This is a genomic window from Janthinobacterium sp. OK676 (assembly GCF_900103595.1).
Classification (GTDB): Bacteria; Pseudomonadota; Gammaproteobacteria; order Burkholderiales; family Burkholderiaceae_D; genus Janthinobacterium.
On sequence record NZ_FNHA01000010.1, the window covers coordinates 50,909 to 72,391 of the forward strand.

The window sequence follows — 21,483 nt, forward strand, 5'->3', positions numbered from 1 at the left end:
GACAAGATGACTACACTGATATGTGGCGGTACCGTCGTCAACGCCGACCGCGCGTTTCGCGCCGATGTGCTGATCGAGGGCGACACTATTGCCGCCGTCGGCGAGAACCTGGCCGTACCGGCAGGGGCTACCGTGATCGACGCGGGCGGCCTGTACGTGATGCCGGGCGGAATCGACACGCACACGCACATGAACTTGCCCTTCATGGGCACCGTGACGTCCGACGATTTTTTCACGGGCACGGCGGCGGGGCTGGCGGGCGGCACCACCACCATCATGGACTTTGTCATCCCCGCGCCGAAGCAATCCTTGATCGAGGCCTATCACCAGTGGCGCGAGTGGTCGGCCAAGGCGGCCGGCGACTATACCTTCCATGTGGCGATCACCTGGTGGAGCGAGCAGGTGCATGCAGAGATGGGCACCCTCGTGCGCGAGCATGGCGTGAACAGCTTCAAGCATTTCATGGCCTACAAAAACGCCATCATGGCCGACGATGAAACCCTGGTGAAAAGCTTTACCCGTTCGCTGGAGTTGGGCGCCCTTCCTACCGTGCATGCGGAAAATGGCGAGCTGGTTTTTCAACTGCAGCAAGCCTTGCTCAAGAAGGGGATCACCGGACCGCAGGCGCATCCGCTGTCGCGCCCACCGGCCGTGGAAGCGGAGGCGGCCAACCGCGCCATCGCGATTGCGAATGTCCTCAATACCCCCGTGTACATCGTGCACGTCTCGTGCGCCGAGTCGCTCGATGCCATCACACGGGCGCGCGCCAACGGCCAGCGCGTGTATGGCGAAGCGCTGGCGGGCCATCTGGTGATCGACGACAGCGTCTACCAGAGCGATGATTTCGATTACGTGGCCGGCCACGTCATGAGCCCGCCATTCCGCGGCAAGCACCATCAATCGGCCCTGTGGCATGGTCTGCAAAGCGGCAACCTGCACACGACGGCCACCGACCACTGTACCTTCTGCGCCGAGCAGAAGGCGGCCGGCAAGGATGATTTCACGCGCATCCCGAACGGCTGCGGTGGTGTCGAGGAACGCATGGCCGTCGTGTGGGACGCCGGTGTCAATTCCGGCATGCTGACGCCTTCCGAATTCGTCAAGGTATCGTCCACGAATGCGGCGCAGATTTTCAATATGTATCCGCGCAAGGGTGTCATCGCCGTGGGCAGCGACGCCGACATCGTGCTGTGGGACCCGCAGGGCACGCGCACCATTTCCGCCGCCACGCAGTTCGCCAAAGGGGGCTTCAATGTCTTCGAAGGGCGCACCGTGCGCGGCATCCCCAGCACCACGATTGCCGCCGGCAAGGTGGTGTTCCACCAGGGTGAACTGATGGCCGTCGAAGGGGCGGGGCGCTATATCGAACGGCCCGCTTTTTCCACCACCACCGCATAAGGAGTTGACGATGGATGCATTGCGTATCAATGGCGAACGCCTGTGGGCGGCGCTGATGGAACTGGCGCAGATCGGTGCGACAGCGAAGGGCGGCGTCAAGCGCCTGGCCCTGACGGACCTCGACAAAAAAGGCCGCGACCTCGTGGTGGGCTGGGGCCGGGAAGCGGGCATGAGCATCACGATCGACCAGATCGGCAACGTCTTCATGCGCCGCGACGGCGTGGATAACACCTTGCCGCCCGTGATGACGGGCAGCCATATCGACACGCAGCCCACGGGCGGCAAGTTCGATGGCAATTACGGCGTGCTGGCGGGCCTGGAAGTGGTGCGCACGCTGAACGATTTACAAATCAAGACGCGGGCGCCCATCGAGGTGGCGTTCTGGACCAACGAGGAAGGCTCGCGCTTCGTACCCGTGATGATGGGCTCGGGCGTGTTCTGCGGCGCCTTCTCGCTCGAAACCGCGTATGCGGCCAAGGACACGGAAGGAAAAACCGTGGGCGAGGAGCTGGCGCGCATCGGGTACAAGGGCGAGCAGGTGCCGGGCGACCATCCGATCGGCGCTTATTTTGAGACGCATATCGAGCAGGGCCCCGTGCTGGAAGACGCCGATAAAGTGATCGGCGTGGTGCCGGCCGTGATGGGCTTGTCGTGGTACGACTGCGTGGTGACGGGCATGGAAGCGCATGCGGGTCCCACGCCCATGGGACTGCGCAAGGATGCGCTGCAGGTGGCCGCCACCATCATGCAGGAAGTCGTCGCCATTGCCAACCGCTACCCGCCGTACGGGCGCGGCACGGTGGGCATGGTGCAGGTGTTCCCGAACAGTCGCAACGTGATTCCCGGTGAAGTCAAGTTCAGCATCGACCTGCGCAATGTGAACGATGAACTGCTCAACACCATGCATGGGGAGATCACGGCCTTCATCGACGCCACGCGCGACAGGACGGGCCTGGGCATTTCACTGGAACGGGTGTCCTACTACCCGCCATGCCCGTTCCACCCCGACTGTGTGGGTGCCGTGCGCAACGCCACGGAAAAACTGGGCTATTCCGTGATGGACGTGGTGTCCGGCGCCGGCCACGACGCGATCTACGCGGCCCGGCTGGCGCCGGCCGGCATGATCTTCGTGCCGTGCAAGGACGGCATCAGCCACAATGAAATCGAAGACGCCAAGCCCGAGCACCTGGAAGCTGGCTGCAACGTGCTGCTGCACGCGATGCTGGAGCGGGCCGTGGCGGTATAGTCTTACGGCTTCGGCTGGAAGTTGCGTAAAAACGCCAGCAGCGCGCGCGCCGCGATGTCGGCGTCGTCGGCCGTCATGGTTTCCAGCGGGTTGTGGCTGATGCCGCCATTGCCGCAGCGGGTAAACAGCATCGCCACGTCGGTGATGGCGGCCATGGCCATGGCGTCGTGGCCGGCGCCCGACAGCAGCGCATACGGTTCGATGCCGACTGATTCCACGGCTTGCGCCAGCTGCGCCATCAGCCATGGCGCGCACGGCGCCGCACGCGCCGACAGCAGCAGTTCCAGCTGATAGTCGATCTGGCGCCGCGCGCAGATGGAGGCGATGCCATCGAGAATATCGTCGACGGCACTCTGGCGCACGGCGTCAACAGCTGCGCGGATATCGAGCGACAGGGTGCAGGCGCCGGCGATCACGTTGACGGAACCGTTGGGCACGTGCAGCTGGCCCACGGTGCCTACCAGCGCTTCGCCCTGCCTGCAGCGCTGCTCCACCAGCAGGATGATTTCGGCGGCCGCGCTGGCCGCGTCCTTGCGCATGGTCATGGGCGTGGTGCCCGCGTGGCTGGCCACGCCGCCCAGATTGACCAGGTAGCGCGAGCTGCCTGCAATCGCCGTGACGATCCCCAGCGGCAGGTCGCGCTCGAGCAGCACGGGTCCCTGTTCGATATGCACTTCCACATAGCCAAGCAAGTCGGCGGGATCGCGCGCGATGGCGCCGATGGCGCCCGCTTCGTGGCCGGCGGCGGCCAGCGCGTCGCGCATGCTCACGCCGTCCGTGTCACGCTGCTCCAGCAGCGATACGTCGAACTTGCCCGTGACGGCCGTGCTGCCCAAAAACGTGCTCTTGAAGCGTACGCCTTCCTCTTCGGCGAAGCCGACGACCTCGAAATGAAACGGCAGCTTTTCGCCCCGTTCGTGCAGGTGGCGCACGACGGCGATCGGCAGCACGATCCCCAGGCGGCCATCGTACTTGCCGCCGTTGCGCACCGTGTCGTAATGCGATCCCGTCATCAGGGTCTTCGCGCCGGGGGTATCGGACAGATAGCGGCCGACGACATTGCCGACGGCGTCGACGTGCACCTGCATGCCGGCTTCCCGCATCCAGTCGGCCAGCTGCGCAGCCGTTTTTTGGTGCGCCGGCGTCAGGTAGGCGCAGGTCAGGTTGTAGTCGCTGTCGCTCCAGCCGGCCAGGGTTTCGGCCTGCTGCATGATGGTCGGGCCGAAGTCCAGGCGCACGTCGAACAGCTCGTTCAGGCGCAGCTCGGCGATGCGCTTGATCTGCCGCAGCGATTCGGCCAGTTCATCGGCGTGGCGGTTTTTCAGGCGGCGCGCAAACGTGGAGATGATGTCCTGGCGCGTCAAGCCTTCGCCCGTCGGGCCCTTGACGGCCAGGATGAAGGGAAAGCCGAATTTGGCGTTGTAGTCGCTATTGAGGCGCTGCAGGGTGGCGAATTCGTCGGCACTGCACAGGTTCAGGCCGGACTTGGCCTGCTCGCGCGTCGATTCCGCCGTCAGCTGCCCGGCGATGGCGGCCTTGCCGGCCAGCTCGGGGTGGGCGCGTATCAGCCCCAGCTGCTCTTCGGGCGAGGCTTGCGCCAGCACGCGCTGCAGCTCCGTCTTGAGTGCCGTCAGGCTGGCAAACGGCCGGGCGGCGGCCGCGCGCTGGGCGATCCAGGGCGAATGTTCGTAGATGCCATGCAGGCGCGCGATAAAATCGGCCGGGCTGCCGGCGTTCAGGTCTGAAAGGGTGGTCATGGTTTTCCGATCATGCAAGCGGTGATGATAGCGCCCAGTTCTGCGTCCATTATATGCGCGCGCTGATAGCGGCTATCGCTGCACCAGCGCCTTGGCGGCCGCGCTGACCTGATCGCGCAGCCATTTGTGCTCGGGCGCCTGGTGCACGCGCTGGTGCCACAGCTGGTAAAAGCGCATGGGCGGGAATTTCAGGGGCACGGTGTACGTTTTCAGCGGCAGGGTCTTTTCATAGAAGCGCATGAATTGCCGGCCCGTGGTCAGTACCAGGTCCGTCTGCGTCAGCATGTAGGGGATCAGGCCGAAATACGCCGACTCCACCACCACGTTGCGCTGCAGGTTTTGCCGCTCGAGGAAGGAATCGATCACGCCGTGGTAGCCGGGCATCATCTGCGACGGCGCCACGTGGGGCAGGCTCAGATAATCGTCGAGCGTCATGGCGTCGCTGGCCGTGCGCCGCGCATAGGCGTTTTCCGCATGCATGGCGCAGATGATGGGGTCTTCGAACAGCTTCGAGATGTGCAGGTGGGCGGGCGGCTCGTCCCAGTTGGCGATCACCAGGTCCAGGCCGCCATCGGACAGCTGGCGGATATGGTCGATGCCCGGCCCCAGGCTGTGCAGCACGACGCGGCTTTTCGGCGAGCCACGGCGCAGCAGGGCCACGACGTTGGGCAAGAACTGGCTGTCCAGGTAGTCGGGTGCGGCGATGTGGAAGGTGCGCGCCTCTTCCTGCGCCACGAACGGCGTCTTCTTGACGAACAGGCTTTCCGTCTGGTCGAGGATGCGCTTGGCGGGATTGAGCAGGCTTTCGCCATGCTGGGTGGGCACCATGCCGCGCGCACCGCGCACGAGCAGCGGGTCGCCCGTGAGTTCGCGCAGCTTGCGCAAGGAGGCGGAAATCGAGGGCTGCGGCTGGTTGAGCTTCAATGCCACGCGCGAGACATTCTTTTCCACCAGCAGCAGGTAAAGGATGCGGATCAGGTGCAGGTCGAGGTGTTGCGGCAGGCTGGACATGTGGCGGCGGCTCTGTTGTATATCGATTTGAATATGTCAAATATACGATATTTTTCATGTGATGGGCGGTAAATCCGTTTATCTTGTGTAGATTGGCACGAATATTGGTTCGGTCTGACTAGAGGAAATTTATGGAAGTATTTGCCTACCTGATCCCGTACGGCCTTGAGTGGCTGAACCTGATCGTCCGCTGGCTGCACGTCATCACGGGCATCGCCTGGATCGGTGCTTCCTTTTATTTCGTCTGGCTCGATAATTCGATCCGCCCGCCCGCGCCCGGCTCAGAGCTGGCGAAGAAGGGCGTGTCGGGAGAACTGTGGGCCGTGCATGGCGGCGGCTTCTATAACCCGCAAAAATACCTGGTGGCGCCGGCCGAACTGCCGAAGGAACTGCACTGGTTCAAGTGGGAAGCGTATTCCACGTGGCTGTCCGGCTTTGCGCTGCTGACGATTGCCTACTACTTCAATGCCCAGGCCATGATGATCGACAAGGCTGTGGCGGACATCTCCAGTGGCCAGGCCGTCGGCATCGGCATCGCCACCCTCGTCATCGGCTGGACCGTGTACGACCTGCTGTGCCGCTCGAAGCTGGCGCAATATGAACTGTGGTTCGGCGTGACGGTGTTCGCGCTGATCGTCGGCGCCGCCTACGTGCTCACGCATCTGCTCAGCGGGCGTGCCGCCTACATCCACGTGGGCGCCATGATCGGCACCATCATGGTGGCCAATGTGCTGATGCTGATCATTCCCGGCCAACGCAAGATGGTCGAGGCCATGGCCGCCGGCAAGCTGCCCGACCCGAAGCATGGCTTGAAGGCCAAGCAGCGCAGCGTGCATAACAATTATTTCACGTTGCCCGTGCTGTTCATCATGATCAGCAACCACTACGCGATGACTTACCGGAACGACCACGCGTGGCTGGTGCTGGCGCTGATCATGGCGGCCGGCGTCTTCATCCGCCATTTCTTCAACCTGCGCCACAAGGGGCGTGTCGAGTGGCGCTATCCGGCTCTCGGCGTGGCGCTGCTGCTGGCCGTGGCCGTGGCCATCGCACCGAAGGCACCAGCGCCGGTAGCTGCCGTGGCCGCGGTGGACCCGGCCGCGCAGTTCAAGGCCGTGCATGCCATCATCGCCCAGCGCTGCGCCACCTGCCATTCGGCCCAGCCCACGCAACCGGGTTTTGCCACGGCGCCGGCCGGCATGATGCTCGATAATGAAACTCAAATCCGCCAGCACGCGGCGCAAATCTACAAGCAGGCCATCGAATTGAAGGCCATGCCGATCGGGAACCTGACCAATATGACGGAGGCCGAGCGCAGCGAATTGGGCGCCTGGCTGCAACAGACCATGCAAGGAGCAAAATGACAACGCACGCAGAAAAAATCACGGCCTGGATCGACGACCACTTCGACGAAGAAATCGCCTTTTTACAGCAGGTGGTGCAGCAGCCGACGGATACGCCGCCCGGCAATAACGCGCCCCATGCGGACCTGGTGGCGCAGCTGCTGCAGGCGTATGGCTGGCAGGCCGAAAAGCACGCCGTCCCAAAGGACCAGGTCGAGGCGTACGGCATGCAGAGCATCACCAACCTGATCGTGCGCCGCCCATACGCGGCGGGCGGGCCGACCGTGGCCCTGAATGCGCATGGCGACGTGGTGCCGCCCGGCGACAACTGGACCTATCCGCCGTATGGTGGCCAGATCGACGGCGGTTATATGTATGGCCGCGCGACGGCCGTCTCGAAAGGCGATTTCGCGACCTATGTGTTTGCCGCGCGCGCGCTCGAGGCGCTGGGCATTCCGCTCAAAGGCCAGCTGGAACTACATTTTACGTATGACGAGGAATTCGGCGGCTTGCTGGGGCCGGGCTGGCTGCTGGAACAGCAGCTGACGAAGCCCGATTTCGTCATCGCCGCCGGTTTCAGCTACGGTATCGTCACGGCGCACAACGCCTGTTTGCAACTGGAAATCACCGTGCACGGCAAGTCGGGCCATGGCTCGATGCCTGAGACGGGGCACGACGCGCTGCAGGCGGCCAACAAGATCCTCAACGCCATCTACGGCCAGCTGCCGGAGCTGAAAAAAATCAAATCCAAAGTGGCCGGAATCGACTCGCCCACCATGCTGGTGGGCCGCATCGATGGCGGCACGAATACCAATGTGGTGCCGGGCAAGGTAGTCATGAAGATGGACCGCCGCATGATACCGGAAGAAGACCCGGTGGCGGTGGAAGCGCAGGTGCGCGCGCTGATCGAGGACGCCGTGCGCGGCGAGCCTGGCATCCGCATCGAGATCCGCCGCCTGCTGCTGTCGCACGCGCTGCGGCCCTTGCCCGGTTCCGAGCAGCTGGTGGGCAGCCTGCAGAAAAATGCGCAAGCGATCCTGGGCGAGACGATTCCCGCCGTCGGCACGCCTTTGTATGCGGATGCGCGCCTGTATGGCGAGCGGGGCATTCCTGCCGTGCTGTATGGCGCCGGCCCGCGCACGGTGCCTGAGTCGAATGCGAAGAAGGCCGACGAGCGCCTGGCGCTCGACGATTTGCGCAAGGCCAGCAAGATCGTCGCTCTGACCTTGCTCGACTTCCTGGGCGAGAAATAGGGGCGAGAAATAGAACGGGCGCTTTGGCTTACAATGGGGCGGACACTCAACCTGTGAAGAAGAGCCCCATTGAATACCCGTTTTCTCGAAGCGTTTGTCTGGGCTGCGCGGCTGGGCAGTTTTCGCACGGCGGCCGACAAGCTGCACATCACGCAGGCGGCCATCTCGAACCGCATCGCCTCGCTGGAGCAGGATTTCGGCACGCGTTTGTTCGACCGCGACGCGCGTGAAATCCGCCTGACCTTTGCCGGGCGCAATCTGCTCGTGTACGCCGAACGCATGCTGGAACTGTGCCGCGACATGTATGCGGCCAATTCCTCGCCCGCGCAGATCACGGGCGAAGTGCGCATCGGCGTCATCGAAACCATCGTGCATACCTGGCTGATCCCGTTCCTGCAGCGCGTGCAGGAGCGCTATCCCGGTATCGAGATTCAATTGACGTCGGAATCGACGCGCCGCCTGCACGAACAGCTGCAGCAGGGCGAGCTCGATATCGCGCTGCAGACGGACATGCTGACGGGCGACCATATCCGCAGCACGGGCAGCGGCGTCATCGCCATGGGCTGGGCCGGCAGGGCCGCCGACTGGCCCGATACGGGCGCGCCATTCAGCGTGGCGCAACTGGCGCAGCATCCGATCATCACCATGAACCGCGGTTCGCAGCCGCATTCGGCCTTGAAGGCGCTGTGCCAGGACGAGGGCGTGCAGCTGGGAAGAGTCCACTGCGTCAGTTCGATCTCCGCCATCGTGCGCCTGGTCAAAGCGGGCTTCGGTATCGCCGTGCTGCCGCTGGCGCCCCTGCGCGAGGAAATCGAGCAGGGCCACATCGCCCTGATCCCCTGCACCAGCAGCCTGGCGCCGCAGCGCATCGTCATCAGCTACAGCGAAGACATCACCACGGAAGCGATCCAATTGGTCGCCATGCTGGCGTGCGAAGAGGCGGCCAGATTCACCCTGGGATTGGGCGCGGAGTACGGTGCGGGCTGACGTCGGCTTACGCTGACGCTAAGCCGACCTACGATGCTGTGGATAGAGAGACGCTGTGACGTAGGTCGGATTAGCGCCCAGGCGCGTAATCCGACAACATTGTTGGCCTCATCCTCACCCACAAGAAAAACTTATCAGTCGCGTTCAGAATAACCCGTTTGCCAAGTGATGGCGTGCCACCTATTCTGGGTTGGCACACCATCCATAACGCAGAACGGAACCATCATGACGACGTCCCCCACCTTGCCAGGCATCCTGTTTGTCTGGACCAGCGCCGACCCCGAACACGAACGCGATTTCAACCGCTGGTACGACCGCGAGCACGTGGAAGAGCGCGTGCGCATTCCCGGCTTCGTCAGCGGCACGCGCTACCAGAGCGTGCGCGGTCCGCGCAAATACCTGGGCCTGTATCGCACCGATTCGCTGGGCGCCTTCCAGACCCCCGACTACTTCAAGGCCTTTGGCCAGCAGACGCCATGGTCGCTGACGAACTTGCAGCGCATGGTCGACCCGATGCGCCGCGTTTGCGCCATCGAGGCGGAAACGGGCATGGGCACGGGCGCCTGGCTGGCCGTGCTGCGCCTGGGCGCGCCAGCCATCGGCCAGGATGCGCAAGCCGTGGACGCCATGGCCACGCTGGGAACGAAGCTGCTGCAGATTGACGGCGTCATCGCCACGCGTCTGCTGACACCTGACGCGAACCTGTCCGGCCCCCTGCCGGCGGAGCGGAAGGAAGGCCGCGTGCTCGACCCGATTTTCCTGATCGATGCGTCCTCCGAAAGCGCCGCCGTGGCGGCCGCCAATGCCGCCAGCGCGGCGCTGGAACTGGATGTGGAACAGGCAGCCATCCTGCAACTGTCCTGGCAATTGCGCGAGGCGGACCTGCGCGCTGCCTGACACGGCCGCGCGCATCTTGCCGGCACCGATAACACGAGACACGGGCCACGGCGCAGGGCAAAGCATCCTGCGCCGGGCCTGCAATAAAACTGACGAGAGAGGTAGGCTATGACCACATATACGAACGCTGCGCATCCGGCAGCCCGGGCACCGGGCGAGAAGGCCACGACGGCCAAGACGGGCCGCCTGGCCACGGCCAGCATGGTCGGCACGACCCTGGAATGGTATGACTTCACCGTCTACAACACCATGGCCGCGCTGATCTTCAACCACCTGTTCTTTCCCTCGTTCGACCCGCTGACGGGCACCATCCTGGCCTTTTCCACGTATGCGGTCGGCTACATCTCGCGCCCCATCGGCGGCGTGATCTTCGGCCACCTGGGCGACAAGCTGGGACGGCGCTGGGTGCTGGTCGTGACCCTGATGCTGATGGGCGTGACGACGGGCCTCATGGGCCTCTTGCCGACTTACGCGACGGCGGGCATCTGGAGCCCCGTCCTGCTGGTGGCGCTGCGCTTCGTGCAAGGCATCGCTTTGGGCGGCGAATGGGCGGGCGCCGTGCTGATCTCCGTCGAACACGGGGCGCCTGACAAGCGGGGCCGCAACGCGTCGTGGACGCAGGTGGGACCGTCGTTCGGCACCTTGCTGGCCACCGGTTGCATCGGCCTGATCACCTATCTGCTGCCGCATGAAGCCTTCATGGACTGGGGCTGGCGCATGCCGTTCATCGCCAGCCTGCTGCTGGTGGCCTTCGGCATGTGGATACGCAGCGGCATCGAGGAAACCCCGCTGTTCAAGGAACTCGACCAGCAGGATGCGAAAGCGGAAGCGCCGATCGGCGACGTGCTGCGCCTCTATTGGCGCCGTCTGCTGATCGCCGGCGGCGTGCGCATCGGCTCGGACGTGCTGTATGCGCTGGTGGTGGTGTTCACCCTGACGTATGTGACGACGGTGCTGCACCTGTCGTCGACCCTGGCGCTGACCGCCATCATGATCGGCACGGCGTGCAATGCGCTGTCGGTGCCCGTGTTTGGCGCGCTGTCGGACAGGATCGGCCGCCGTCCCGTGTATGCGCTGGGCGCCATCCTGGGCCTCGTGTGGGCGTTTGCCTTCTTCACCTTGTTAGACACGGCCAGCCCGGCCGCCATCGTCACGGCCGTCGTCGTGGGCCTGGTCATCCACGCCATCATGTACGGCCCGCAGGCGGCCTTTGTCATCGAGCAATTTCCCACCAAGGTACGCTATGCGGGTTCTTCGCTGGCCTACACCCTGGCCGGCGTCATCGGCGGCGGTTTCGCCCCGCTCGTCATTGCCAGCCTGTACCGCTCGTACAACAGCACCATGGCCGTCTCGCTATACGTGGCGGCGGCCTTGCTGATCACCGGCGCCGCCGTTTTTGCGGCACGCGAAACGGGCCGCGGCCCTCTTGAGGAATAACATCATGACGACATTGCATTTTCAACTGGCAGGCCACGGCCCCGTCACCTTCGACATCGATCACCTGATCATCGCCGGCTGGACGGGGCGCGACATGGCGATGGTGGAGCACCATATCGCCGAACTGGAAGCCATCGGCGTGGCGCGCCCGAAAAGCGTGCCGACGTTTTACCGGGTCTCGGCATCGCTGCTCTCCAGCGACGGGGCCATCGAAGTGCCGGGCGGCGATTCGTCGGGCGAAGCGGAATTCGTGCTGTTCTCCACGGAATACGGCCTGCTGGTGGGCATCGGCTCGGACCACACGGACCGCAAGGTGGAAAGCTATGGCGTGACGGTGTCGAAGCAGATGTGCGGCAAGCCCGTGGGCGATACCTTGTGGCGCCATGCCGACGTGGCCGGCCACTGGGGCCAGCTGCAGATGCGCTCCTGGCGCGAGCGCGCCGGCGTGCCGGCCCTGTACCAGGATGGCCCCGTGACGCGCATGCTGTCGCCGGAAGACCTGATTCAGCGCTACACGGGGCAGGCCAGCCTGCCCGTGGGCAGCGCCATGTTTTGCGGCACGCAGCCGATCATCGGCGAGATGGGCCATGGCGACGCTTTCGCGCTGGAGCTGTATGATCCAGCCTTGCAACGCCGCCTGCGGCACCGCTATGCCGTGCAAACCCTGCCCGTGGAAGGATAAACAATGACCAAGACCATCCGTGAACTGGCGGCCGACCTGGCCGCCGGCCGCATCACCAGCGTGGCGCTGACACAGCAGATGCTGGCGCGCGCCGAGGCGCACCGGGCGCAGGGCGGCCATGCCTATGTCAGCCTCGATGGCGAACAGGCGCTGATGGAGGCGCGGGCCAGCGATGCGGCGCGCGCCGCCGGCATCGTTGCCTCGCCGCTGGCCGGCGTGCCCATCTCGATCAAGGACCTGTTCGACGTCAAAGGGCAAACCAGCAGCGCCGCCTCGCTGGCGCTGGCCGATGCACCGCCTGCCGAGGCAGACGCGGGCGCCGTGGCGCGCCTGCGCGCGGCCGGCGCCGTCCTGCTGGGCCGCACCAACATGAGCGAATTCGCGTTTTCCGGCCTGGGCCTGAATCCCCATCACGGCACGCCGCGCAATCCGCACGACGGCGGGCGCGTGGCGGGAGGCTCCACCTCGGGCGGCGCCGTGACGGTGGCGCTGGACATGGCGGCCGGAGCGCTGGGCACGGACACGGGCGGCTCGATCCGCATCCCGTCCGCCTTTTGCGGCCTGACGGGCTTCAAGCCGACGGCCGCTTCCGTGTCGCTGGCCGGCACGGTGCCCTTGTCGCGTTCCCTCGATTCGGCCGGCCCCATCGCGCACAGCGTCGACTGCTGCGCCATTTTGTACGCGGCGCTGTCGGGCCATGACGTCGACGCGCAGGCGCCGGCATTGAAAGGCTTGCGCTTCGGTTTTACCCTGGACTACGTCGGTACGCACGTGGAGCCGCAGGTGCAGCAGGCTTTCGACGCGGCGCTGGACCAGCTGCGGCAAGCGGGCGCCCTGGTGGAGCAGTTCGATTTTCCTGAGTTGCTGGAACTGCCGGGTATCAATGGCGGTGGCGGCCTGGTGGCGGCGGAAGCCTGGCACTGGCACAGGGCGCTCCTGGAAGAGAAGGGCGCGCAATACGACCAGCGCGTGGCGGCGCGCATCCGCCGCGGCCAGCAGCAGGGCGCGTTTGACTACATCGATTTGCTCGATGCGCGCGCGCGCCTGATCGCCACCGCGAAGCAGCGTCTGGCGCCATTCGACGCCTGGCTGATGCCCAGCGTGGCCATACTCGCGCCGGAAGTCGCGCCGCTGGAAGCCGATGACGCCACCTTCTTTGCCACGAATGGCCTGGTGCTGCGCAACGCCAGCGTGATCAACTTCCTCGATGGCTGCGCGCTGTCCTTGCCATGCCATGCCGAGGGCGAGCTGCCCGTGGGACTGGGCATTTGCGGTCTGGCCGGCGCCGACGATCAAGTGCTCCAAATCGGCCGCGCCGTGGAGGCGCTGCTACGGGGGAGTGCAAAAGAATAATGCCGTAGTGCAGGAAAATGCCAACTCTGTCATGATGGCTGGCATTAACATGGGAAAGTCGCGCTTCGGGCGCCGGCAAACTTCACACTGTGCACCGATACGACCTGATTAGCTGTCATGACTGCGGCGTGTTGTACCGCAAGCGTCCGCTGCGTCCACGCGACAAGGCGCGCTGCATCCGTTGCCGCTCGGTGTTGTATCGGGGCGCCCACGCGCGCGGCGCATCGGCCGAATTGAGCAAGGTGGTGGCGCTCACCCTGGGCGCCGCCTTCGTCTTCCTGATCGCCCAGTTTTTCCCCATCGTCGAACTCGACGTCAATGGCCTGACTTCCAGCGCCACCTTGCTCGGTTCCATCCGCGTGCTGTGGTACGAGCAGATGCACATCGTGGCGACGATGGTCTTCCTGTTTACCATACTCTTTCCCGCCATCGAACTCGGTTCACTGCTGTATGTGGCGCTGGGCCTGCGCTGCGGCGTCAAGGTGCCGGGCTTTAACCGCGTGCTGCGCGCCGTACAGACGGCGCGCGAATGGGGCATGACGGAGGTGCTGATGATAGGCATCCTGATCACCGTCGTCAAGATGACCAGCCTGGCCACGGTGCTGCCGCAACCGGGGCTGTTCGCGTTCGGCGCGCTGACGCTGATGCTGGCCATCGTCGTCTCGTTCGACCCCAAGGCCCTGTGGAACCTGGGCGACGACCTGACCCGCCAGGCGCTGCCCGGCATGCGCTACAAGGCTTTCGCTCCGGGCGAGAAGGTTGTTCCCTGCCATGCCTGCGGCCTGGTGGCGCCGCCCCTGCGCAAGGGCAGGCACCTGGCCTGCGTGCGTTGCGGCACGGCCCTGCACGTGCGCAAACCGGACAGCATCAACCGCACCTGGGCCTTGCTGATCGCCGCCATGATCCTCTACATTCCCGCCAACCTGCTGCCCGTGATGGTGACGCAATCGCTGTTCGGCGCGCAGGACGACACCATCATGAGCGGCGTCGTGCTGTTCTGGACCAGCGGCTCGAAGGGCCTGGCCATCATCATCTTCATCGCCAGCGTGGTCGTGCCGATGCTGAAACTGGGCGTGCTGGCGCTGCTGGCGTTCACGGCGCAGCGGCGTTCGCGCTGGCGGCCGCGCCAGCGCACCATTTTGTACCGCATGGTTGAATTCATCGGCCGCTGGTCCATGCTCGACATCTTTGTCGTCACCCTGACGGTGGCGCTGGTGCGCTTCAAGTCGCTGGCCGTGATTACGGCCGGACCCGGCGCGCTGGCCTTTGGCGCCGTGGTGGTGCTGACCATGCTGGCGGCGATGCAGTTCGACCCGCGCCTGATCTGGGACCCTGTCGACGACAAGGCGGCCGAGGATGAAAAACGCAGCAGTGCGGCAAATACCGGAAACAATACAGTGATTGGAGAACAGCATGGCTGACAAAGAAACGGGCGACCTTGCCGAAACCGGCGCACGGCCTCTGCCCGAACCCGACGTGGACCCGGCCAGCCGCTGGCTGCCGTCGCTGGTGTGGCTCATTCCGCTGCTGGCCGCGCTGATCGGCGCCGGCCTGGCCGCCAAGTCCATCCTCGACCAGGGACCCACGGTGACGGTCAGCTTCAAGAGCGCCGAAGGCCTGGAGCCGGGCAAGACCAAGGTCAAATACAAGGATGTCGATATCGGCCAGGTGCGCGCCATCACCCTGGGCGACGACTTGAGCAAGGTGCTGGTGACGATCGACATGAGCAAGGAAGCGCGCCGCTTCGCCACCGCCGATTCGCGCTTCTGGGTGGTGCGCCCGCAGATCGGCGCCAGCGGCGTGACGGGCCTGGGCACCTTGCTGTCGGGCGCCTACATCGGCGTTGACACGGGAAAGTCGGAAGCCAAAAAAGAGAACTTCATCGGCATGGAAAGCCCGCCCGCCGTGGCGGGAGACCAGAAGGGCAAGCTGTACACCCTGCATGCGGACAGCCTTGGCTCCGTCGACGTGGGCTCGCCCCTGTTCTTCCACCGCCTGCGCGTGGGCAAGGTGGTCAGCTTCGCGCTGGACAAGGATGGCAACGGCATCACCATGTCGGTCTTCGTCAATGCACCGTACGACCAGTTTGTCGGCAAGGATGCGCGCTGGTGGCATGCCAGCGGCGTCGACGTGCGCCTCGATTCGAACGGCTTCAAATTGAATACGCAATCGCTGGCCGCCATGCTGGTGGGCGGTATCGCCTTCGAGGCGGAAAACGGCCGCAAACCCGTCGAACCGGCGCCGGCCGGCACCAACTACCGCCTGGCGGCCGACGAGGCCAGCGCCATGCGCGAGCCCGATGGCGAGGCGATCACCACCGTGTTCTATTTCGACCAGTCCCTGCGCGGCTTGCAGCCCGGCGCCACGGTGGACTTCCGCGGCATCGTGCTGGGCGAAGTGCGTTCGGTGGGCATCGAGTTCGATCCCGTGAAGAAGAACTTCCGCATGCCCGTCACCGTCAACCTGTACCCGGCCCGCCTGGGCATGCGTTTCAAGGCCGCCGTCGACGATGAGGAAGGCTCTGCCGGCCACCAGCTGCTCGAACGCATGGTCAGCCGTGGTTTGCGCGCCCAGCTACGCACGGGCAATCTGCTGACCAGCCAGCTGTACATCGCGCTCGACTTCTTCCCGAAAGCGCCGAAGGTGGCGCTCGATCCGAACCGGTATCCGCTGGAAGTGCCGACCGTGCCGAATACCCTCGACGAATTGCAGACGCAGATCGCCAGCATCGCCCGCAAGCTCGATCAGGTGCCGTACGCCGAGATCGGCAACAACCTGAACGCCACCATCAAGCAGGCCAATACCTTGTTCAAGCAGCTCGATGGCCAGGTGGTGCCGGAAATGCGCGATACCTTGACGGCGGCGAAACAGACTTTTGGTTCGGCCGAACAGGTGCTGCAAAAGGATTCGCCGCTGCAGTCGGACGTGCGCCAGGCCTTGCAGCAGTTGACGCAAACCCTGCAGTCGCTCAATGCCCTGTCGGATTACCTGGAACGTCATCCCGAGTCCCTGATCCGCGGTAAAAAAGGAGATGAAAAAAAATGATGAAAGCGATTTTTTCCGCGCTGCTGGCGGCCAGCCTGCTGGGCGCCTGCTCCACGCCCCAGCCCGAGCATTTCTATACGCTCAGCGGCGGCGCCGACGCGCAGCCGGCCAAGCCCGTCAAATACTATGTCGAGGTGCTGGCCGTCAGCGTGCCGCAGCAGGTGAGCCGCAACCAGTTCGTCGTGACGGCGCCGTCGGGCCGCATCGAATTGCTGGAGCAGCAGCGCTGGGCGGGGCCGCTGGCCGGCGAGATCGGCCAGGCCCTGTCGACGGCCGTGACGAACGACCTGGGCGCCATCGACGTGTTCCGCACGCCATACCCGGACAAGCTGCCCGTGTACCGCATCAGCACCAATGTGCAGCGTTTCGAGTCCGTGATGGGCCAGTATGCGCTGATCGACGCCGTGTGGAGCGTACGCCAGCTGGCCAGCAACAAGGTGGTTACTTGCCGCACGATCGCCAATGAAAAGGTGGGCGCCGGCTACGATGAACTGGTGCTCGGCCATCGCCGCGCCGTGAACCGCATCGCCGCCGATACGGCAAGCGTCGTGCGCGCTTTTGACAACGGCAACGCCGCCTGTCCGGCATCCTGAGCCGCTTTCCGCTACCCAGTCCCGGCGGCCGCTGGTAAAATGCGGCCATGGGAATGACCTTGTTCACGCGCCGCTTTGCCGCCTGGATCGCCTGTTTCGCGATCCTGCTGGCGGCGCTCGCGCCATCGATTTCCCGGGCCGTCGCCAATGCCAAGCAGGAGTCCGGCTCCGGCTGGGCGGAAATCTGCTCGGTGGCCGGCATCCGTTTTGTCCAGCTTGTGCAGGCCGATGACGGCGCCGCCGATGAGAAATCCGGCGGCAAGGCCATGCAGATGGAGCATTGCGCCTTCTGCTCCACGCATGCGGGTTCCGTCGGCCTGCCGCCCGCCAGCCCCGTGCTGCCGCTGCCCGTCGCCCTGGGCTCGGCCATTTTCCCGTCCCTGTACTACCAGTCTCCATCCCCACTGTTCATCTGGTCCACGGCGCAATCGCGCGCGCCGCCCGCTCTCGTCTGAGTTTTTGCATTTTCAATGCTGGCGCCGTCCACCTTGCGGTGTGATGCGCCGCATCCGCACACTTAGACGAGAATCACATGAACAAGAAATTATTGGTGCTGGCCGCGGCCATCACCGTGGCTTACCCGTGCGCACAGGCGCAGCAACCTGACCAAACCGACCACGCCATCGACACCGTCGTCGTTTCCGGCTCGCGCGCGCAATCGTGGCTGTCCGAAACGCCGCAGGCGATTGGCGTCGTCAATGCCAAAACGCTGGAACGCGACAAGCCCAGGACCATGGGCGATATCCTCAATCGCATCGCCGGCGTGTACTGGAATGACCTGGGCAATGAACAGCACAGCATGAGCATCCGCCAGCCCATCGGCACGAACGCCGTCTACCAGTACCTGGAAGACGGCATTCCCATCCGTCCGCTGGGCGTCTTCAACCACAATTCTCTCAACGAGATGAACATGGCGGGCGCCGGCGGGGTGGAAGTGGTGAAGGGCGCCGCCTCGTCGCTGTACGGCAGCAATGCCGTCGGCGGCGCCGTCAATTTCCTCACGGCCGGCGCCAGCGCGACACCGACGGCAAGCGTGGGCGTGCGGCGCGATAACGTGGGCGGATTCATCCGCTACGACACGGCCGCCAGCGATACCTGGGGCCCGCTGGGACTGCGCTTTTCCCATTACAGCTCGCGCCGTTCGCGCGACAACTGGCAAGAGTACAGCTATGGCGACAAGGATTCGTTCTCGCTGCGCGCCGACTATGCGCTCAGTCCCACGTCCCAGCTGCGCGCCACTATCGTCCATACGGATCTCGATGCGGCCATGACGGGCAGCTTGTTCGAGAACGATTACCGCCGCAATCCCGGCAAGAGCCTGAACACGTTCACCTACCGCAAGGACAAGACCACGCGCGTGAATCTGGCGTGGGAAGGACAGACGACGGCCAATGGCACGAGCACCGTCACCGTGTTTACGCGCAAGAACGATCATGGGCAGCTTCCCGCGTACTCCATCGGCAGTTGCGCGGGACTGTTGTGCAAGGGCGTCATCAACAACAACCACGTCGATTCGCTGGGACTGGACGTGAAGCACCAGCAGGAGTTCGCCTGGCTGCGCTCGCGCCTGGTCGCCGGCGTCTACGTGGACAAGAGCGACAACCCTTTCGTCAGCGACAACCTGTCCATCGTGCGCGATGCGGCCACGGGCCGCTACCTGCGCTATACCCTGGCCAATGCGAGCAATCCGCAGGGCGTGCGCGACTACCAGACGGACATCCTCAACACGGCCGTCTTCGCGCAATGGGAATTTACGCCGCTGGCGGGCACGCGCGTGGTGCTGGGCGGCCGCTCGGACGCCATCCGCTACGACTACCATAACAATCTGGCGCCAGGCGGCAGCGCCAATTACGGCGCGCCCGACGAGTCGCGCAGCTTTTCGCATGTGAGCCCGAAGCTGGGCGCCACCTACGCCATCGCTCCTGCGGGCAGCGTGTATGCGAACGTCAGCCAGGGTTTCACGCCGCCCGAAGTGAGCCAGCTGTATGGCAAGACGGGCATCGCCGACCTGCAACCGTCCGTCTACAACAATTATGAACTGGGCTTGCGCTGGGCTTTTTTGCAGGGCCGCTTGAAACTCGACACGGCCCTGTACCGGCTCGACGGGCGCGACACCATCGTCAGCTATACCGTGTCACCGGGGAATAGCGAAAACCGCAATGCGGGGCGCACGCGCAGCGAAGGGCTGGAGCTGGGCCTGAACTACGACAGCGGCCCGTTCGACGCGCGCTTCGCCACGGCCATCGCGCGCCACCGCTACCTGCGCTACCAGGTGTCCTCCACCCTCGATTACAGCGGCCGCGCCATGCCGCAGGCGCCGCGCGACATCACCTCGTTCGAGATCGGCTACAAGCCCGTGGCGGGCGCGCGCATCGCGCTCGAAGCCGTGCACCAGGGCCGCTACTGGATGAACAACGCCAACACGGTGGAGTACAAGGGCCATGCGCTGCTGAATGTGCGCGCCAGCTACCTGATCGCGCGCGGGCTGGAAGCCTGGGCGCAGGTGCGCAACCTCGCCGACAAGCGCTATGCCGATTCGGCCAGCAGCAGTTACTCGGGCACAGGCAGCTACGCGGCCAATACGCAGAACCAGTACACGCCCGGCGCGCCGCGCAGCGTGATGCTGGGCCTGTCCTATACCTACAGCGCACTGTGAGGATGGCCATGGACGACGCAACTTTTCTCATCGCACGGCGCAAAAGCCTGTACTGGCGCATCCACTTCTGGGCCGCGCTGATCGCTTCGCCCTTCGCGCTGGTGGCCACCCTGACGGGCATCCTGTACGTGTTCACGCCGCAGATCGAAACAAGGCTGTACCAGCACCTCGACCACGTGGCGCCGCAAGCGTCCATGCTGCCGCTGGACGCCGCCGTGGCGGCCGCCGAACGGGCCGCGCCGCGTGGCTGGACGGTGCAGCACGTGGTGCCGCCGTTCCAGGCGAACGACGCGGTGCAGGTGGCGTTCGCGCCGCCCGGCGGCGCGCACGATGAACATGCTGGACATGGGATGCCGGTGAAAGCCAGGCCGAAGTTCGGCCTGCCCGCGCAAGCCATCGTCGTCTACGTGAACCCTTACGATGCGCGCGTGCTGGGCAGCCTGGCCAGCAGCGAGCGCTTTGGCAACTGGGCCAAGAAACTGCATTCGCGCCTGCTGCAAAACGATGGCTGGCGCTGGATGATCGAGCTGGCGGCCAGCTGGCTGATGGTGATGCTGGTGACGGGCGTGGTGCTGTGGTGGCCGCGCGGCGCGCAATCGGGCTTGCCGAAGCGAGGCGCGCGGGGCCGCAACGGCTGGCGCCAGTGGCATGCGTTTCTTGGCGTGGCGCTCGGCATCGTCAGCGTCGTGATCCTGACGACGGGACTGACGTGGAGCCAGCAGGCAGGCGGCCGCATCCGCGCGCTGCGCGACGTCAGCGGCCAGGCGCCGCCGCCCGTGCCGCGCGGCCTGCATTCGCGCGAGGAGGGCGCTCCGCTCGACTGGCAGGATGCGTGGCAGGTGGCGCGCAGCCATGCGCCCGCCATCGCCGTGCAGCTGACGGCGCCGGCCAGCCAGGACGACGTGTGGCGCGCCACCATGGCCGACCGCAGCCAGCCCAGCTTGCGCTTCGACCTGCAGTTCGACGCCTACAGCGGCAAGCCCCTGTATTACGCGGGGTGGGAGGCGCAGACGGCGTTCGGCAAGGCGACCGCCATCGGCATCCCGTTCCATCGCGGCGAATTCGGCTGGTGGAACCAGGCCTTGCTGCTGCTGTTCGGCGCCAGCGTGCTGTTCTCGCTGGTGTCGGGCTGGGTGATGTTTTTCAAACGGCGCTTGCCAGGCTCGCTGGGCTTGCCCAAGCTGCTGCCGGGCGCCTGGACGTCGCCTTCCATGCTGGCCTGGCTGACGGCGGCCGCCATGTGTGCGCTGATGCCCTTGCTGCTCGTTTCCGGCGGCATGCTGATGCTGCTCGAACTGGGGCTGGCACGGGCCATGCGCTGGCGCCGGGCTGCGCGATGAAGGCATACATGGCCAGGCGCTTGCTGGGCTAGAATGAGGGGGCGCGGCCAGGCTCGTTGCCATGGGCCGCACCTTTGCAATGGCCGAACATGATATTCATCGATTTCCCCGCCTTGTCCGCACTGGCCGCCACGTCGGCGCTGGTGACAAAAAAATGCAGCTGCTGCGCCGTGCCGCTCGATGCCTGGCAGCGCCTGCCCACTTCGCTGGAACTGGACCGCTTTGAAGAAATCGGCACCCTGCGCGAAGACCCGTACGAGGAACCGACGTTTGCCGAGCATCACCCGTACGGCACGCGCTACGACAGCGTCGATGCGCCCATCGCGCCGCGCTACTATCCCGCGAACCTGAGCCAGGTGGCCCGCTGCCTGGACTGCGGCCGCCACTACCTGCGCTACAACGAGGCGGGCGGCTATTTCACGGAACTGCGCATCCGCGCGTTGCGCCCGGAATTGCTGGCCGACGCGCCGCTGTCAACGTGAGGG

At 65.0% G+C, this 21,483-nt stretch carries 18 protein-coding genes; 16 read left to right on the plus strand and 2 right to left on the minus strand.

Translation table 11 applies throughout. From position 1 onward, the window contains the following. Positions 1–6 precede the first annotated feature (6 nt). Both hydA and BLU39_RS19250 read left to right on the plus strand, forming a co-directional pair. Complete coding sequence (gene hydA / locus BLU39_RS19245; protein WP_092715856.1) at positions 7–1,398, plus strand: dihydropyrimidinase; 1,392 nt, start codon at positions 7–9, stop codon at positions 1,396–1,398. Between the two features lie 10 nt (positions 1,399–1,408). Continuing rightward, positions 1,409–2,644 (plus strand): Zn-dependent hydrolase, encoded by a 1,236-nt coding sequence (locus BLU39_RS19250; RefSeq protein ID WP_092715858.1) that lies wholly within the window; start codon positions 1,409–1,411, stop codon positions 2,642–2,644. 2 nt (positions 2,645–2,646) lie between these two features. On the opposite strand, the gene BLU39_RS19255 is transcribed toward BLU39_RS19250, so the two are convergent. Continuing rightward, positions 2,647–4,401, minus strand: a complete 1,755-nt coding sequence (locus tag BLU39_RS19255; RefSeq protein ID WP_092715860.1) for an allantoate amidohydrolase — start codon at positions 4,399–4,401, stop codon at positions 2,647–2,649. A gap of 72 nt (positions 4,402–4,473) precedes the next feature. Then, positions 4,474–5,412, minus strand: coding sequence for a LysR family transcriptional regulator (locus tag BLU39_RS19260; protein ID WP_034754583.1), 939 nt, complete (start codon positions 5,410–5,412; stop codon positions 4,474–4,476). Positions 5,413–5,543: 131 nt separating this feature from the next. On the opposite strand from BLU39_RS19260, the gene BLU39_RS19265 reads away from it, so the two are divergent. The 14 genes from BLU39_RS19265 (at position 5,544) to BLU39_RS19330 (ending at position 21,480) form a co-directional block, all read left to right on the plus strand. Continuing rightward, a complete protein-coding gene (locus BLU39_RS19265; RefSeq protein ID WP_092715862.1) occupies positions 5,544–6,776 on the plus strand; it encodes a urate hydroxylase PuuD in 1,233 nt (410 codons plus the stop codon). Next, the gene (locus BLU39_RS19270; protein WP_092715864.1) at positions 6,773–8,008 is read left to right on the plus strand and encodes a M20/M25/M40 family metallo-hydrolase; all 1,236 of its coding nucleotides are present in this window, start codon (positions 6,773–6,775) and stop codon (positions 8,006–8,008) included. Before BLU39_RS19265 ends, BLU39_RS19270 begins: the two co-directional genes overlap by 4 nt. A 69-nt stretch (positions 8,009–8,077) precedes the next feature. Further along, positions 8,078–8,995 (plus strand): LysR family transcriptional regulator, encoded by a 918-nt coding sequence (locus BLU39_RS19275; protein ID WP_092715866.1) that lies wholly within the window; start codon positions 8,078–8,080, stop codon positions 8,993–8,995. Between the two features lie 225 nt (positions 8,996–9,220). Beyond that, positions 9,221–9,892, plus strand: a complete 672-nt coding sequence (locus BLU39_RS19280) for a DUF4286 family protein (protein ID WP_092715869.1) — start codon at positions 9,221–9,223, stop codon at positions 9,890–9,892. Between the two features lie 108 nt (positions 9,893–10,000). Further along, positions 10,001–11,329: an MFS transporter gene (locus BLU39_RS19285; RefSeq protein ID WP_092715871.1), complete on the plus strand. Its 1,329-nt coding sequence runs from the start codon at positions 10,001–10,003 to the stop codon at positions 11,327–11,329. A 4-nt stretch (positions 11,330–11,333) separates the two neighbouring features. After that, on the plus strand, positions 11,334–12,011 hold the full coding sequence (locus BLU39_RS19290; protein WP_092715873.1) for a DUF2848 domain-containing protein: 678 nt from the start codon (positions 11,334–11,336) through the stop codon (positions 12,009–12,011). A gap of 3 nt (positions 12,012–12,014) precedes the next feature. Beyond that, positions 12,015–13,364: an amidase gene (locus tag BLU39_RS19295; protein ID WP_092715875.1), complete on the plus strand. Its 1,350-nt coding sequence runs from the start codon at positions 12,015–12,017 to the stop codon at positions 13,362–13,364. Positions 13,365–13,453: 89 nt separating this feature from the next. Further along, positions 13,454–14,785, plus strand: a complete 1,332-nt coding sequence (locus BLU39_RS19300) for a paraquat-inducible protein A (protein WP_092715877.1) — start codon at positions 13,454–13,456, stop codon at positions 14,783–14,785. Continuing rightward, the gene (locus BLU39_RS19305) at positions 14,778–16,409 is read left to right on the plus strand and encodes a PqiB family protein (RefSeq protein WP_070303398.1); all 1,632 of its coding nucleotides are present in this window, start codon (positions 14,778–14,780) and stop codon (positions 16,407–16,409) included. Before BLU39_RS19300 ends, BLU39_RS19305 begins: the two co-directional genes overlap by 8 nt. Further along, positions 16,406–17,002, plus strand: coding sequence for a PqiC family protein (locus BLU39_RS19310; RefSeq protein WP_092715879.1), 597 nt, complete (start codon positions 16,406–16,408; stop codon positions 17,000–17,002). The genes BLU39_RS19305 and BLU39_RS19310 overlap by 4 nt, the downstream gene beginning before the upstream one ends. A 47-nt stretch (positions 17,003–17,049) precedes the next feature. Then, positions 17,050–17,457, plus strand: coding sequence for a DUF2946 domain-containing protein (locus tag BLU39_RS19315; RefSeq protein WP_254789015.1), 408 nt, complete (start codon positions 17,050–17,052; stop codon positions 17,455–17,457). A gap of 77 nt (positions 17,458–17,534) precedes the next feature. Beyond that, entirely contained in the window at positions 17,535–19,658 is a 2,124-nt protein-coding gene (locus BLU39_RS19320; RefSeq protein WP_254789016.1) for a TonB-dependent receptor family protein, read from the plus strand. 8 nt (positions 19,659–19,666) lie between these two features. Next, positions 19,667–20,998 carry a PepSY-associated TM helix domain-containing protein gene (locus tag BLU39_RS19325; protein WP_092716192.1) on the plus strand — a complete coding sequence of 444 codons (1,332 nt, stop codon included), beginning with the start codon at positions 19,667–19,669 and terminating at the stop codon, positions 20,996–20,998. An 89-nt stretch (positions 20,999–21,087) separates the two neighbouring features. Further along, positions 21,088–21,480, plus strand: a complete 393-nt coding sequence (locus BLU39_RS19330) for a hypothetical protein (protein WP_092715883.1) — start codon at positions 21,088–21,090, stop codon at positions 21,478–21,480. Positions 21,481–21,483 lie beyond the last annotated feature (3 nt).

Excerpts from the sequence above, each read along its gene's own strand:
- BLU39_RS19285 (WP_092715871.1), top strand. The coding sequence starts at position 10,001 with ATGACCACATATACGAACGCTGCGCATCCGGCAGCCCGGGCACCGGGC.
- BLU39_RS19270 (WP_092715864.1), top strand. The coding sequence starts at position 6,773 with ATGACAACGCACGCAGAAAAAATCACGGCCTGGATCGACGACCACTTC.
- BLU39_RS19320 (WP_254789016.1), top strand. The coding sequence starts at position 17,535 with ATGAACAAGAAATTATTGGTGCTGGCCGCGGCCATCACCGTGGCTTAC.
- hydA (WP_092715856.1), top strand. The coding sequence starts at position 7 with ATGACTACACTGATATGTGGCGGTACCGTCGTCAACGCCGACCGCGCG.
- BLU39_RS19290 (WP_092715873.1), top strand. The coding sequence starts at position 11,334 with ATGACGACATTGCATTTTCAACTGGCAGGCCACGGCCCCGTCACCTTC.
- BLU39_RS19305 (WP_070303398.1), top strand. The coding sequence starts at position 14,778 with ATGGCTGACAAAGAAACGGGCGACCTTGCCGAAACCGGCGCACGGCCT.
- BLU39_RS19250 (WP_092715858.1), top strand. The coding sequence starts at position 1,409 with ATGGATGCATTGCGTATCAATGGCGAACGCCTGTGGGCGGCGCTGATG.
- BLU39_RS19315 (WP_254789015.1), top strand. The coding sequence starts at position 17,050 with ATGGGAATGACCTTGTTCACGCGCCGCTTTGCCGCCTGGATCGCCTGT.
- BLU39_RS19325 (WP_092716192.1), top strand. The coding sequence starts at position 19,667 with ATGGACGACGCAACTTTTCTCATCGCACGGCGCAAAAGCCTGTACTGG.
- BLU39_RS19310 (WP_092715879.1), top strand. The coding sequence starts at position 16,406 with ATGATGAAAGCGATTTTTTCCGCGCTGCTGGCGGCCAGCCTGCTGGGC.
- BLU39_RS19255 (WP_092715860.1), bottom strand. The coding sequence starts at position 4,401 with ATGACCACCCTTTCAGACCTGAACGCCGGCAGCCCGGCCGATTTTATC.
- BLU39_RS19330 (WP_092715883.1), top strand. The coding sequence starts at position 21,088 with ATGATATTCATCGATTTCCCCGCCTTGTCCGCACTGGCCGCCACGTCG.
- BLU39_RS19260 (WP_034754583.1), bottom strand. The coding sequence starts at position 5,412 with ATGTCCAGCCTGCCGCAACACCTCGACCTGCACCTGATCCGCATCCTT.
- BLU39_RS19265 (WP_092715862.1), top strand. The coding sequence starts at position 5,544 with ATGGAAGTATTTGCCTACCTGATCCCGTACGGCCTTGAGTGGCTGAAC.
- BLU39_RS19295 (WP_092715875.1), top strand. The coding sequence starts at position 12,015 with ATGACCAAGACCATCCGTGAACTGGCGGCCGACCTGGCCGCCGGCCGC.
- BLU39_RS19280 (WP_092715869.1), top strand. The coding sequence starts at position 9,221 with ATGACGACGTCCCCCACCTTGCCAGGCATCCTGTTTGTCTGGACCAGC.